Source organism: Bradyrhizobium sp. 2S1 (assembly GCF_011516625.5).
In the GTDB taxonomy this organism is placed as follows: domain Bacteria; phylum Pseudomonadota; class Alphaproteobacteria; order Rhizobiales; family Xanthobacteraceae; genus Bradyrhizobium; species Bradyrhizobium septentrionale.
The window spans coordinates 19596-34169 of record NZ_CP147717.1 but is presented as its reverse complement, the minus strand read 5'-3'; the positions used below and the strand labels follow the sequence as shown (position 1 = coordinate 34169).

Annotated in this window: 5 protein-coding genes and 6 pseudogenes; 5 read left to right on the top strand and 6 right to left on the bottom strand. The window is 59.7% G+C overall.

Going from position 1 to position 14574, the window contains the following annotated elements:
• Window positions 1-363 precede the first annotated feature (363 nt).
• The 4 genes and pseudogenes from HAP54_RS00175 to HAP54_RS00155 all read left to right on the top strand — a co-directional run.
• Window positions 364-1380: an SDR family NAD(P)-dependent oxidoreductase gene (locus HAP54_RS00175; RefSeq protein ID WP_063619004.1), complete on the top strand. Its 1017-nt coding sequence runs from the start codon at window positions 364-366 to the stop codon at window positions 1378-1380.
• 447 nt (window positions 1381-1827) lie between these two features.
• Window positions 1828-2589, top strand: a pseudogene (locus HAP54_RS00170) (IS110 family transposase); the annotation flags it as partial.
• A 902-nt stretch (window positions 2590-3491) separates the two neighbouring features.
• Window positions 3492-4256: a Crp/Fnr family transcriptional regulator gene (locus tag HAP54_RS00160; protein WP_051346837.1), complete on the top strand. Its 765-nt coding sequence runs from the start codon at window positions 3492-3494 to the stop codon at window positions 4254-4256.
• A gap of 79 nt (window positions 4257-4335) precedes the next feature.
• A pseudogene (locus tag HAP54_RS00155) lies at window positions 4336-5294 on the top strand (glutamine--fructose-6-phosphate aminotransferase); the annotation flags it as partial.
• 21 nt (window positions 5295-5315) lie between these two features.
• On the opposite strand, the pseudogene tnpC (HAP54_RS00150) reads toward HAP54_RS00155, so the two are convergent.
• From tnpC (HAP54_RS00150) to HAP54_RS00135, 4 genes and pseudogenes are all read right to left on the bottom strand, one after another.
• A pseudogene (tnpC, locus tag HAP54_RS00150) lies at window positions 5316-6907 on the bottom strand (IS66 family transposase).
• A gap of 6 nt (window positions 6908-6913) precedes the next feature.
• Window positions 6914-7777: an IS21-like element helper ATPase IstB gene (gene istB / locus HAP54_RS00145; protein WP_166294386.1), complete on the bottom strand. Its 864-nt coding sequence runs from the start codon at window positions 7775-7777 to the stop codon at window positions 6914-6916.
• Between the two features lie 8 nt (window positions 7778-7785).
• Window positions 7786-9276: pseudogene (gene istA / locus HAP54_RS00140) on the bottom strand (IS21 family transposase); the annotation flags it as partial.
• Window positions 9277-9390: 114 nt separating this feature from the next.
• Window positions 9391-9951 (bottom strand): annotated as a pseudogene (locus tag HAP54_RS00135) (sigma factor-like helix-turn-helix DNA-binding protein); the annotation flags it as partial.
• A gap of 175 nt (window positions 9952-10126) precedes the next feature.
• Here HAP54_RS00135 and tnpC (HAP54_RS00130) point away from each other — a divergent pair.
• A pseudogene (gene tnpC, locus HAP54_RS00130) lies at window positions 10127-10846 on the top strand (IS66 family transposase); the annotation flags it as partial.
• A gap of 1036 nt (window positions 10847-11882) precedes the next feature.
• Here the strand turns inward: tnpC (HAP54_RS00130) and HAP54_RS00125 are convergent.
• The gene (locus tag HAP54_RS00125; protein ID WP_156929117.1) at window positions 11883-12140 is read right to left on the bottom strand and encodes a hypothetical protein; all 258 of its coding nucleotides are present in this window, start codon (window positions 12138-12140) and stop codon (window positions 11883-11885) included.
• A gap of 2025 nt (window positions 12141-14165) precedes the next feature.
• Window positions 14166-14360, bottom strand: a complete 195-nt coding sequence (locus HAP54_RS00120; protein WP_029085162.1) for a DUF3892 domain-containing protein — start codon at window positions 14358-14360, stop codon at window positions 14166-14168.
• Between the last annotated feature and the right edge of the window lie 214 nt (window positions 14361-14574).

Sequence of the window (14574 nt, the reverse complement as noted above, 5' to 3'; positions counted from 1 at the left end):
TCAGGTCGGCTATTTGCCTGAGGCCGTCCCCGGGCTTGCCGCCCCATCGAAACGACCTGGTCCAGCTTGATCGATCAATCCGGTTGCAGCAGTGGGGCAATTTTGACCGACCGACTTTCGGGCTGAACTAATCGAGCGCGGAATTCTGATCGAAGTCAGTAGAAAAGGACAATATCAGTACAACGCTAAGTGCCGAGACATTGAAATCCGTCTTGGTTTGGAGCACCATCTTAAGGGGAGGTGATGAGCGACGTCGACCGGTGCGGCGCCATTCCAAGCGCGGGACCTTGTCTGCCCATACCAGCGAAATTGCGCTCCGACTGTTTCAAATAAGCGCCATTCCAGGGAGTCCTCTCAATTATTATGGCAACGTATCTCGTTACAGGGGGCTGCGGGTTCATCGGCTCGCATCTCGCGGATGCCCTCATTGCAGCAGGCCATTCCGTTCGCATCTTGGATGACCTCTCTACGGGCAAGCTGGCGAATAAGCCGCAAAAAGCTGATTTCATCCGAGGGGATGTTACCGACGAGAGGAAAGTCGCTAAGGCGATTAGCCAGATTGACGGGTGCTTTCACCTTGCAGCCATTGCATCGGTAGAGCGGAGCAATCTGGATTGGATCGGGACACATCGGACGAATTTGACGGGCGCCATCACCGTGTTCGATGCAGCCCGACGAGCGAAGGCTGCAGGCTCGGTCCCCGTGGTTTTTGCATCCTCCGCCGCGGTGTATGGGGACAACGCGAACATCCCGTTGGCTGAGACGGAAGCCGGAAAGCCGCTATCGGCCTACGGCGCGGATAAGCTGGGCTGCGAACAGCACGCCTTCGTGGCAGGGAAGGTCCATGGCCTGCCCACCTGTGGTCTAAGGTTCTTCAATGCCTACGGCCCGCGCCAAGATCCCGCGTCGCCCTATTCAGGTGTCATTTCAATTTTCTGCAATCGTCTGAAAGCTGGACAGGGGATCACGATTTTCGGTGACGGCCAGCAGACACGCGATTTTATCTTTGTGGGCGACGTTGTGCGCGCACTCTTGGCAGCAATGGAGCGGGCGTCAGCTGAGGGTAATGTCTACAATGTTTGCACAGGCCGGAGGACGTCGGTCTTGGATCTCGTTCACACAATTACTGGCATCCTCGGCACCACTGTGTCGCCAAACTTTAGCCCGGCCCGCGCCGGGGATATCCGAGCCTCGCTTGGCGATCCGTTGCGGGCGTGCCAGGAACTCAAGTTTGAAGCCCAGACGGATTTGAGAACAGGCTTGGCTATAACTCTAACATCTCTTTTAGATGCAGCAGGACCAAGTGATCCCGGCTGCTTCTCGAACGAAGTGCGAGATTCGGGCGATCTTGGTTTTGCTCCAGACTGTGGACAGAGTTAGGCCGCTCTACGCGCTGTTTTGGTTGCGATTGATCGATCCGGTGGCAAAATGCAGGCGGCGAGACACATCGAAGGCGACAGTATGGACGACGTGTTCGGCCATCTTGATCCACGGCTCCAGAGAATTTGGGCCGACGGTAGCAGCGGTCGGATTGCAAGGCGATGGTCTGCGACGGACGACTGGCTGCCACCTCAATGGCTCGATTCTAGTGCGGAAAATAGAAATTGTCTGTCGAATGGCCTGTGTACTGCGGCGCGGTTTTGAGACACTCGGCTCAGCCTATTCAGGCGGCCAACTTTAGATCGGCCGTTGCGGTCTGATCAAGCCGGCATTGATCGGCTCGCACCTGGGCTGGGGTACGATATCCGTGCCGGGCGACGAGCCCGGTTTCGTTGTCGCGATTGGCGAACTCGACGAGTGCGGTTCGCAGCTCTTCGATGGTGTCACAAGCGGGGTGAACCCCGGGTCTGTGCGATGATCAAGGCACCGACTCCCGAGGAAGAGGACCGCCGCCGCCTCTGCCGCGAGCGCAAGGTACTGATCGTCGAGCGGGTCCGGCACGTCAATCGCGTCAAGGGGCTGCTGTTCTCACAGGGGATATCTGGCTACGAGCCGCTGCGCAGCGACCGGCGACGATGGCTGGATACGCTCCAGACCGGCGATGGTCGCCTATTGCGGGTTCACCTGAAGGCGCAGGTTTGCCGTGAACTCGATCGGTTGGAACTGTTGCTCGAGCAGATCAAGGCGGTGGAAGCTGAGCGGGATGTGCTGCTTGCCGCGCAACAAGTCGCAGCGCCGGCGCCGGCGGCGATGTTGCTCGATATCAAGGGCATCGGGCCAGAGTTCGCCGCCATCCTCTGGTCGGAAGGGCTCTTCCGACACTTCGGCAATCGACGCCAAGTCGCTTCTTATGCGGGCCTAACGCCAACACCCTGGCAAAGCGGTTCGGTTGATCGCGAACAGGGCGTGTCTAAAGCAGGCAATCCGCGATTGCGAACAACGCTCGTCCAACTCGCGTGGCTATGGCTGCGCCATCAGCCGCACTCGGCGCTGGCCCTGTGGTTTGAAGATCGGGGCAGGCGCAATGGCGGCCGTCTTAAGAAGACGACAATCGTGGCGCTGGCGCGCAAGTTGCTGGTAGCGCTCTGGAAATATGTGACCGCAAGCGTTGTCATCGACGGAGCCGTGATGAAACGTACCTGGCGATAAACGCTGACCGAATCCTTAAATCTTCCAGGACTTGATCAGTCCTGGCGGATCCAGGTGGACGAACCGCACCCGAACATGGCCTAAAAAGCCCGTCTTCAAGAATGGTCTCGTCTTCCTGAGCCCCGACCGCCGCAAGCGGGATATTGGTGCAGCCGTTTCGCGCGGCGACCGAATGTGAGGTTGATCGTGCTCGGAACCGAGCCGCGTCCAGGCAATCGGGCTCAGCCTCGGATACCGAACAGATACTGGAGATCTGCGGATGTCACCCTAATACGCCCCCCTTGACTTGAACCTCCCCATGTGAGGTTCGGATGAAGCGCTCTGCGACGCCGTTGCCTCTGGCTCTCGCACGAAGGAGGGCGAAGCTTCGATCCCCAGGCATTCGATTTCGTCATGGAAATCGTCGGATATGTAGTTGGAGCCATGATCATGACGCAGCTTCAATCCGCGCGCCCCCCCGGGCGCCATGGCTCCGAAGCCCCGATGCACCCCCTGACGCACCGGCTCCGGGGCCTCGAAGCGATTGGCCGACCGCGATGCATGAATGCCGACGACTTCCGAATTGGAGTGTTCCACGGCAACGAAGACATTGGCCGTGAGATGGTGATCGTCTGCGTCATGTCCGTTCCCCACATTTCATTGACCTTGCCAGTGATGATCGTCCCATCGTGCGGCTTGCTAACTTTCGCCGGGGCCCTTTCGGCTTACTCCTTCTTAACGAGTAGATAACCGGGACGTTGCTGCTAAGGCTGCCCTCCAATATTTGATCTGTCTATTTCCGAACGCTCGATATTTTACTTCGACGCGGGACTTTCCAAGAGGTCTTCCAAATGACTTTCCGTCAAATGACGATTGTCGAGGGCTCCTGGTCAACGCCAACGCTTCAATCAACGATGAGTCCAATGCTGGATGAAACGGAGGTTTCCCGTTTTGTCAAAGTGATCGGTGCAAAAGGTGACTGCTTGCACCTCCGGTCGCAACAACGCGTTCCGCTTCCTCCGGCCGGAAGAGTGCTCATCCTGCGGGAAGGCATGCTCGCAATCGATGCGATGCCCGCAAAGGGAAAGCTCCAGGTACTGGATTTCCTGGTTGCGGGAGACGTTGTATCGGCGTCGAGCGTCCTTCCCGCGCCCGGATATTCGTTGCGAGCAATCACCCGGGCGTCGTTGGTCTCTCTGGATCCTCCTGCAGTCGACCGGTCGATTCCAGCTCAAGATTATTGGGCATTTCTGGTCGCCCGATCCTTGAATCAGCTGGCTCGCGCGAGCATTCATCAGTTGTTGATTGGTCGTCTCGAGACCGAGCAGCGCGTCGCCTCATTCATTCTGAGTTTAGCGCTGCGGAATCTCCGCAAGGGGATGCGCCAAGTGTCCGTCGATCTCCCCATGTCGCGCACTGACATTGCCAACTATCTCGTCATCAACTGCGACACGTTGAGCAGGACGATGATGAGATTATGCGATAGCGGCTTGATCGAAAGACATAGCCGCCATGTGCTTCGAGTTATCGACCTTGAGGCGCTGAGGAGGAGATCCCCCCTCGCGTCGTTGCTGTCAGCAGTATTCGAGAGGAGGGACGGCCAGGAGAGCGGTTCCGCGAGTTGCGTGGAAGAAAGCGCATCCGTGCCTTCGATGCTGAAGATCACGGTCTCAGTTCTCTTGTGGTAACAGGCGCCCGATTGTCGCGTTCCAGCGCAAAGTATCCTTTATGCCTCGCGGCGAATTGTAGATACATCGGAGTAGGAAGATGTGTGGAATCGTCGGTTTCGTGGGGCGAGGACCGGCCGCCGCCGCGATTCTGGATGCATTGAAACGACTTGAATATCGAGGATACGATTCAGCGGGTATCGCCACGATAGAGCGCGGTATCCTGATGCGGCGGCGCGCAGTCGGAAAGCTCAAGAACCTCGAGAAAAGGCTGAGTTCTGAGCCGCTTGCCGGCCGCATAGACATCGGCCACACCCGCTGGGCAACCCATGGCCGTCCAAATGAGGAGAACGCGCATCCGCACGCGGTTGATGGCGTTGCGGTCGTTCATAACGGCATCATCGAAAATCATCGCGAGTTGCGTGACGAGCTTGAGCGGGCAGGGGCGCGCTTTGTCACCGAAACAGACTCCGAGGTGGACGCCCATCTTGTAGACCAGCAGCTGAAGAGGGGTTGCAAGCCGGTAGAGGCGGTACGCGCCGCGCTGCCGTGACTGGAGGGAGCGTTTGCGCTGGCGTTTCTGTTTCAAGGCTACGAAAACCTGATCATTGGGGCGCGCAAGGGATCTCCGCTTGCGGTCGGGTATGGACGGGGCGAATGTACCTCGGATCCGATGCGATTGCTCTTGCGCCGATGACCGACATGATCAGTTACGGCGACCTCGCAGTGGTTCACGCGGCAGGGAATCGACTTTCTCAATATGAAAGGCGAATACCTTCAACGTCCGCCAGCCAGGATCGCCGCCTCGACCATCGCCGCCTGCAAAGGCGAGCATCGGCACTTTATGCTCAAGGAGATTCACGAACAGTCGAGGGTGGTTGGCCAGACGCTCGCACAGTACATTGATATCGCGAGCAGCATGATCAAAATGCCCGCTCTGGCGGAATTGAATTTCCGCGACATCAACAGGGTGTCCATCACAGCCTGTGGCACCGCCTTTCACGCCGGGCTCATTGCCGGTATTGGTTCGAACGTTACGCAGGCCTCCTGGTCGAAATGTAAGCGGCAAGCTGAGGCCGTTCACGCGGCGTGGTTCCATGGCATAAGCGCCTCGATCTGGCTGCTCGGCCAGCCGTTGGCGATGCGCTGAAGCGTGAGGGTGAGCCAGGCGAACGGATCGACGTTGTTCATCTTCGCTGTCTGCAGCAGTGTCGCGATGGTCGCCCAGGTTCGTCCGCCGCCGTCGCTGCCAGCGAAGAGGCTATTCTTTCTCGTAATTGTTTGTGGCCTGATGGCGCGTTCGACGATGTTGGAGTCGAGCTCAATGCGGCCGTCGGTCAGGAAGCGCTCGAAGATGGCACGGCGCGAGACGGCATAGCGGATTGCCTCGGCCAGTTTTGATTTGCCGGAGATCCGCCGCAAGGTCTGCTGCCAGAGATCAAAGAGATCTGCGACGACCGCCGCGGAGGCTTGCTGACGCGCGGCAACGCGTGCGTGGGGACTTTGACCGCGCACGGTCTTCTCGACCTGCCAGAGCTTTGCCATCCGCTCGACCGTCGTCGTTGCCACTTTCGAGCTTCCTGCAACATGCAGCTCGTAGAACTTGCGTCTGCTGTGTGACCAGCAGCCAGCCAATGTGATGCCATCATTGCCGCGATCGGCGCGCGCCAACTTGTTATAGGCGGCATAGCCATCCACTTGCAGGATGCCCCGATAACCATTGAGATGGCGGACCGCGCATTCGCCGGAGCGGCTGTCTTCGAAGCGATAAGCCACCATCGGGGGACCGCTGCGGCCAAAGGTGCGGTCATCTCTGGCATAGGCCCATAAGTAGGCCGTTTTCGTCGATCCGGAGCCGGGAGCGAGCGTCGGCAGGGTGGTTTCGTCGGCAAAGACCCGTTCGGCCTTCTTGACCTCGCTGAAGATGTAGTCGGCCATGATCTCGAGCTCGAAGCCGAGCTTGCCCATCCATTGCGCCATCAGCTGGCGGTCGAGCTCGACATGATCGCGCGCGTAGATCGCCTCCTGCCGGTAGAGCGGCATGCCATCGGCGTATTTGGCGACCGCGATCTGGCCAGAAGCGCTTCCGTCGGAATGCCTCCTTCAATGATATGGGCCGGAGCCGGCGCCTGGATTACGCCGTCCGCGTTCTTGAAGGCATACTTGGGACGGCGCGTGACGATCACACGGAACTTCGCTGGCTCCACATCCAGACGCTCCGACACGTCCTCGCCGATCACCACCTTCTGCTTGCCGGCATGCTCAGCAAGGTCTTCCGGCTCAATGACGGTTTCGATCCGTTCCAGATGGGGCGCAAAGCCCTTGCGCCGACGCGGTGCACGCTTGCCATCCGCTTGCTCACGGCCCTTGCTGACCTGGGCCTTGATTGCAGCGATGCCGGTCTCAATTTCCTCGAAGACAAAGGCCTGCTGTTCATCGTCGCCGTTCGCAGAGCCGAGCTTTTCCGATCGTCGGCCGAACCGGGCGCGGTCGAAGGCCTTCAGGATCTGCGTCAGCCGCTCGATACGCGCATCGGCATCGGCGTTGCGCACCCTGAGATCGGCGACTTCGCTCTCCAGAGCATCGGCGCGGGCCGCCCTCTCGGCCAGGGCAAGCACCATGGCTCTCAGCGTCTCTACGTCATTCGGGAGGTTGAGATCGGGCGGCGTCATTGGCTGTCAATCGGCCTGCAAATTTGACCCCTCATCGGCGTCCAATTTTGACCCCTTCGTGCGGCGGGCTTTGCTGGTAGCGCTCGTCTCGTCGGAGCTGGCCGGGATAGCGGAGGCGAGACGAGCGCGGGTGGCGTGATCGTCGTCTCGGCTCTTGAACCGCCAGCTATCGTTGCCGGTCTCGACAATGTCGCAGTGATGGGTCAATCGGTCGAGCAGCGCTGTGGTCATTTTGGCGTCGCCGAACACGCTCGGCCATTCGCCGAAGGCGAGATTGGTCGTCACGATGACGGAGGCGCGCTCATAGAGCCGGCTGACGAGGTGGAAGAGGAGCTGGCCACCGGACTGGGCGAAGGGCAAATAGCCGAGTTCATCCAGCACGATGAAGTCCATCCGGGTCAGATGCTCGGCGAGCCGTCCTTGCCGTCCGTTGCGGGTCTCGGTCTCGAGGCGATTGACGAGGTCGACTACGTTGAAGAAGCGGCCGCGGGCACCGGATCGGATGCAGCTTCTGGCGATGGCAATGGCCAGGTGGGTCTTGCCTGTGCCGGTGCCGCCAACCAGCACGACATTGCGTTGCTGGGCGATGAAGCCGCCGCTGGCGAGATCATTGACGAGAGTCTGATTGATCGGCGTGCCGTCGAACTGGAAGTCGGCGATGTCCTTGGCAAGCGGCAGCTTGGCAATGGTCAGCTGGTATTTGATCGAGCGGGCCTGCTTCTCGTTGATCTCGGCGTTAAGCAGGTCGCCGACAATGCGCTGAGGTTCGTGCTGGCGCTTGACGGCAGTTGCCATGATCTCGTCGAAGGCAGCCTTCATGCCGTAGAGCTTGAGCTCGCCCATGAGGTCGAAGATTTGGGTTCGTTCCATCAGATGGTCCTCCGGAGGTTGTCGTAGCGGGCACAATCGGCGATCGGTGCATGACGGAGCGTCAGTGCGGCCGGCGTCATGATGTTGGCCGGTGGGGCGGGTTCACGTTGACGGGCCAGGATGTTGAGCACGACATCGGCGGAATGGACGCCATGACCGAGCGCTTCGGCACAGGCCGCTTCCACCGCGGACAGACCGTCAGTCAGCACCGCGGTGAGGATGTCGACCATCTGCCGATTGCCATCGTCGGTGCTGGCAAGCTTGCGCCGGATCCGCTCGATCGCGGCCGGCAGCACCCAGTCTTTGAAGGGAGCGCCGTTGCGCAAGGCACCGGGTTTGCGAGCCAGCACCGGCACATAGTGCCAGGGATCATAGGTCGTCTCGCCGCGGCCAAAGGATCGCGGGTGCTCGGCAACGATGCGTCCATCCTGACGGATCACGATGCGGTCGGCATAAGCCTGGACTTCGACCGGCCGTCCGACTGCGCTGGCTGCGACCGAGTACTTGTTGTTGTCGAAGCGCACCAGGCAGGTCTTCGAGACCGATGCCGTCACCGCATGGAAGCCGTCGAAGCGGCCGGCATAGGGAACGAGCTTGGGACGCTCGGCTTCGAACACTTCCCAGATCGTCTGATCGACCAGCTCCGGGTGGCGATGAGCCTTGGCGTAGGCGATGCATTTGTCGAGCAGCCAGGCGTTTAACTCGTCGAGGTTTTTGAACCGCAGCCGCGGCGTGAAGAAGCGCTCCCGGACCAGCCCGACCTGGTTCTCGACCTGCCCCTTCTCCCAGCCCGACGCCGGCGTGCAGGCGACCGGATCGACCAGATAGTGGCTGCACATCTGCAGGAAGCGGCGATTGTAGAGACGCCCTTTACCGACGAAGATCGTCTCTACGGCGGTCTTCATGTTGTCGTAGATGCCGCGGGTGCAGGTGCCTTTGAACAGAGCGAACGCCCGGTCGTGGGCGTCGAACACCATCTCCTGCGTCTCCCGCGGATAGGCCCGCACGAACAGCATGCGGCTGTGACAGAGCCGGACATGGGCGGCCTTCACCATCACCGTGGTCCCGCTCAGCAAGACCACCTCGTGGCTCCAGTCGAACTGGTAGGCTTCGCCTGGGGCAAAGCTCAGCGGGACATAAGCCGCCGCGGTCGATTGCCCGCGTTCTTTGCTCCACCGCCTGGCGTAACGCCGCACGGCATCGTAACCGCCGTCGTAGCCGCGGCCGCGCAGCTCTTCGAAGATCCGGATCAACGTCAGCTGTTCACGAGCCGATTTGGCCGCGTTCGCCGCCAGCAATCCGTCAAGCTCTACTGCCCATCGTCCCAGCTTTGGCCGCGGCTGCACCTGCCGCTCGTACTCGAAGGAGGTCTCTCCCGACCTCAGCACCTTCCGGACCGTGTTCCGCGACACCTTCAGGTCACGGGCGATCTCCTTGATCGTCTTGCCCTTGATGAAGTGCTCGCGCCGGATCCGGGCAATTGTCTCCACGATCAGCATCCCCCACCACCTGCTTCGTTCCAAAGCAGGCAGCGCAACAGATCAATCTGTAGGGGGTCAATTTTGGACGCCGATCCCCCGGCTTAGGGGGTCAATATTGCAGGCCGAATGACAGCTTGGGCAGGCCTCGGCGTAGGTATAGTTGGAGGCGCCCATCGCTGCGACGAACAGCTTCATCGACTGCACTTCCCCACTTGAGGGGGCGATGACGTCGATGGTGTCGCCGGCGAAATCCACGAAAACCTTCTCGCCGCCCAGATGGGTCTGCCGCATCGAAGGCCGGGCTCGCCCCTTCCAGGCCTCGTAGGTCGTGCAGAACCATGTGTAGCCGAATCCATCGGGATGGCTGGCGCGATACTCGTCCCACAGCAGCCGGCGGGTCACGTTGCGCCGGCGCAGCTCCTTGTCGACATAGCCCCAGTCGGGAACGGGCCGCTGTGGGCTCTGTGACGCAGGCCTCGGCGCAGGGAAAAGCAGCAGCTCCAGGTCTTCGTCGGTCATTCCGACCGGCAACGGCCAGTTCAGTCCGGCAGCCCCGGCTCGGCGCAGATAGCTGTGCACGGCTCCGTTGCTGATGCCCAGGGTGCGCGCGATGGCTCGCTCCGGCAAGCCTTGAACATGTTTTAAGCGGAGAACCTCTTTGATCCGGCGCATCGACAATCTCTGGGTGGGCATCGGCCTTCCTCGTTCACTGACGAGGCAGTTCCTAAGCCGGTTGAGTTGTCGGCCGAAGCGGGCTGAGCCGCTGAAAAGCTGCTCACGATCCCGCGAAATCCGTGCTCACGATCGTCTGAAATCTCTGCTCACGATCCCCTGAAATCCGTGCTCACGATCCCGCGAAACATGCACCTTTGGCCGCAGCGGTCCCCCGATGGTGGCTTATCGCTTCGAAGACAGCCGCTCCGGCGAATGCGCGGTCCGCCATCTCAATGGTTATCGGGGCATCCTGCAAGTGGATGGCTATGCCGCCTATAACAAGTTGGCGCGCGCCGATCGCGGCAATGATGGCATCACATTGGCTGGCTGCTGGTCACACAGCAGACGCAAGTTCTACGAGCTGCATGTTGCAGGAAGCTCGAAAGTGGCAACGACGACGGTCGAGCGGATGGCAAAGCTCTGGCAGGTCGAGAAGACCGTGCGCGGTCAAAGTCCCCACGCACGCGTTGCCGCGCGTCAGCAAGCCTCCGCGGCGGTCGTCGCAGATCTCTTTGATCTCTGGCAGCAGACCTTGCGGCGGATCTCCGGCAAATCAAAACTGGCCGAGGCAATCCGCTATGCCGTCTCGCGCCGTGCCATCTTCGAGCGCTTCCTGACCGACGGCCGCATTGAGCTCGACTCCAACATCGTCGAACGCGCCATCAGGCCACAAACAATTACGAGAAAGAATAGCCTCTTCGCTGGCAGCGACGGCGGCGGACGAACCTGGGCGACCATCGCGACACTGCTGCAGACAGCGAAGATGAACAACGTCGATCCGTTCGCCTGGCTCACCCTCACGCTTCAGCGCATCGCCAACGGCTGGCCGAGCAGCCAGATCGAGGCGCTTATGCCATGGAACCACGCCGCGTGAACGGCCTCAGCTTGCCGCTTACCCAAGAGCTTCTGTTCCGTCGTGAACCGATGCCGGCGGGCAACGCCGATGATGACTTGAAACTTCGAAAACGTCTCGGACATAGGCGTATGCCTAGGACTAGGCCTAGCTCCTCCGGCTAACGCCGGTGTCCGGTCAAAACGGGGGCAGTTCAGGGGCCACCGCCGAAATCCATCACGGTGCGCACCCCGGTGCGCGGCGGAGGCTTCGTCGAGAGGACCTGGCAATCTCGATGGTCGGTCTGGCTCAGAACGCTGCGCGGGGAGCTCCCGCGGCGCGCAGGTACAGGGCAACGCGGCCGGTCTACGGCTAATTTTGACCGGTCGGGCGTGCTGGACGCGCGACAGGAGCTTGGCAAATCGTAGACGCTTGGCGTCCGATCGCCCATGACACTGCGTCTGCGACGAGCCACACACCAACGATGGTGGCGACGACGACTATCGTGACATATGCAAGTTGATGCTGGCGAGGTGGCGCGATCATAGAATGAGCCTAGTCTAGGGTAGGACGCTGTCGAGAGACGTCATGGCAATTGCGGGCCGGTTACTCAAACTCCGTGACATTAATCCATTGTGGGCAACGGCACGATCGAGGCGCAGACGGTAGCCGTCATACATACTTGATCTCCTGGAACCACTCGGGGCCAGCCGGGGCGGCCTTTCCAACCGTCGGAAGGCAAAACTCAAAATTTTGGCACTCGGAAGATAGATATTTGGCGGCAGTCTTACGACCAAGAGGGCCGCTATTTTTTAGGCGATAATCCCATTGATCGAGGCGCCGACGTTAGCGATTATCATAAGACGCTATTAGGTCCTGCTATTCAGCCTAAACCCAAGACGAAAACCTAGCCTCGGCCGCCCTGTATTACTACGAACTTCCGACGCCGATCCGCGGGCGTCTCCGTGGGCAGCGCACGCCACGCCCGGCGCCTTCGCTGGCGTCGTGCGCGGGGCTTCATTGAGCGCGGCAAAAGATTGTAGTAGCAGACGTACACAGCGCGAGTCATGAATCACTCCTATTCTTTCCCGCAGGTTGGCGGCGCTTTGCCTGCAGCTCGCAAACCCTTACGCGACAGGTCTTGTCCGAGAATGCTGACCCGTTTGTTCAGCGCGCGGCGCAACGCATTGCCCTCACATGCCGTCATCCTGCCAGCAGACCGCTCGGACATACAATCCATCATGACCCGTTGAATCTCGACTAGTGTCATACCTTCGATCTGGGCAATGCGCCTCTTAACTGCGGCGCGCAAGTTAGTAGTAGTCTTTTCAGACATCGATAGATTCCTGATGCTCCACGGGAGTCCGTCCCGAAAGGCTAACGGCGGCTGACGTTACTGCATCAACATTGGATCGGGCTCCTACCTACTCTAGGGGGCAGCCGGCCGACCGGATCGCGGTCGGCACCAGGCGCATGCTCCTCCATCCTTCAAGCCAGAGGTCCGAAACGCCGGGCTTCGCTCGGTCGCGAGCCTGATCCGGCGCGACGGCGGAGGAAGAGGTCCATGGCTTTCGTTTAACTAGCTTTGGCCCTGTTGTTTGGCTAGCGTGAATTCCCGAGTCCGCTGCTGTTGTTCAGGTCTTGACGGAGTTCCGAATGCGATGCGCGCCATTTCTTAGGAAGGCAGTCACTTTTTCGCAGCAAGTTGATCGATGGTGTTGATAGCCAAGGGCTTTCTGCCGCAGAACGGCTGGCTATATGGATTTATACGAGCCATTTTGCTGCGTGGTACCATCAGATAAATTCCGAGCTTTGGTCACGAAGCCATACTGGCATTACGTTCCGAGGGACCGATGCCAAGATTGTGGATATTAGGAAGTACAACCGTCCGGGAGGGATTGTCACTTGGCTGAGGGGAGAGCTATTGCGGAGCGTTTTTTTGCTCGCAAACATAAAGAAAAAGAGAAATTGACGCCCATTCAACGCCGGCAAAATTCGGGTCGCGCTTAACCGCCGAGATGCCGTTGCCAATACGCTATAAAGTCCACCGACTTGCCGCGCTTCAAGGCTAGCCTGGCAATCGGGGCTTACCTAACCTCGTTCGAGGCGGCCGGCCCCTCAAGCCGCAGTTTTTGCCGAAAGGCCGCGTCACGCTTACCTCTCGAAATAGATCGAGTCTTCGGATCACAACGGCTTGGTGATCTTCTCCCGATGCTTTCGTGGCCGTGAGCCAAGAAGATCCGGCAGAGTTGGCAACTGGGGGGGGGGCTCGAGACGCGGCTCCGTGGCCGGTTCGTCCTGGCCCTTCGCCTGGTGTCGGCGGCTGATCACAAGGCCAATGAGGCCGACGACTACCAGCACGGCCCCTACGAGAATGAGCCAGTGCGGCAATTGCAGCCATCCTGTCGCGGTCCTGATCGTATCCAATCTACTTCTTCACCTTGAACGATTTGCTTGGGAGGCAGGCGATTAACTGTGCACGAAAATTCGCGAGATGCCATTGGTGTAACTTCTCCTCTGGAAGTTACACCGCCAAATCAGCGTCTCGCAGGAGATCGTCACGACCGAGCCGCATGCGGAAGCTTGCGAGCGGCTTCTAGCTTCACTGCCATTTCTTCGAGCTCTCGAAGGTCAGTTATCTTCATTTCTTTCACGTATGGTCGTAGGCCTTCCAAGGCGGAAGACCTAAAGCCGACAGCCTGATCTCGACAGGTCGGCCGAACAATGCTGATTACTGCTTCTCTGCGGGGACGGCGGCGTCGCTTGGGGGTGGTGCAGCTGGGGATGACGGCGGCGAAGTCTCCGCCACTATTAGTCTTCATATTTGAAGGCCTTTCTTAGAAAAGGCCTCAGGGACTCTTGACAGGAGAGTCTTGTGGTCGGCAACGTGCCGCTTGTGAACAACTTCCGCAGCGAGTCCCCGAAAGCTGGTTGCGGATCACGGAAGCCGGGGTGTCCAGACCCCGGTATTTCCGTAGGTGCGCGAATCTGCACACCATCGGGAATGTTGGATGATTCGCCTGTTCCGAGTCAACCGGCCCCGACACAACCTTGGCTCTTTCCGCCGTCAATTACCCTGAACTTCCAGCGCCGATCCGGGGCGGTGTCGGTGCGGTGAGCCGCGCAGGCGCCACAGCGAGAGCAACGTCCACAAGCTGCGCAATGTCCACGCCTTTGTCCGCCACGCCCAGCGCCTTCGCTGGCGTCGTGCGCGCGGCTTCATGAGCGCGGCAAAAGATTGCAGTGGCAAACGTATACAGCGCGACCGATGTCGGTTCTGTGACTCACTTCAAGGCTTGCCAACGGTCCGGACCGCCGCCCCCGTGTGACCACGACTTCAAGTCACATTACGACACGCCGGTCACGAGCAATCCTGAAGACTCAGAAGACTGTCGGGAAGAAAACGATCGTTCTCGGTCTTGAGGTACTGGCGACCATCGTGTTCTTCGACGATCACCTTGACCGTCTTGCCCTGCTCAGTGACCTCATAAGCGCTTTTGTCGCGTCTGACGTTTGCAATGGCTGTTTCTTCCAAGTTCTTGCCATCCTGAACCACCGACTGCTTGAATACGCAATGCGGCTAGTCATGGCTCACTCCTATTCGTCTCCAGCGGCAGAACGGCATCCAGCAAATCCCCAATCAACCAAGCGAGGATGCCCCAATACTGGGGAGCGGCCTTACGGCGCGACGTAGTGCATTATTATCCCGACCAGCAGGACGGCGCTTAAGACCGCAAGGCCAATACAAATGCGGGCCGAGGTTGAATAAG

Coding starts and splice junctions, on each gene's coding strand:
- istB (WP_166294386.1), bottom strand. CDS start 7,777: ATGGAACGAACCCAAATCTTCGACCTCATGGGCGAGCTCAAGCTCTAC.
- HAP54_RS00175 (WP_063619004.1), top strand. CDS start 364: ATGGCAACGTATCTCGTTACAGGGGGCTGCGGGTTCATCGGCTCGCAT.
- HAP54_RS00160 (WP_051346837.1), top strand. CDS start 3,492: ATGCTGGATGAAACGGAGGTTTCCCGTTTTGTCAAAGTGATCGGTGCA.
- HAP54_RS00125 (WP_156929117.1), bottom strand. CDS start 12,140: ATGTCTGAAAAGACTACTACTAACTTGCGCGCCGCAGTTAAGAGGCGC.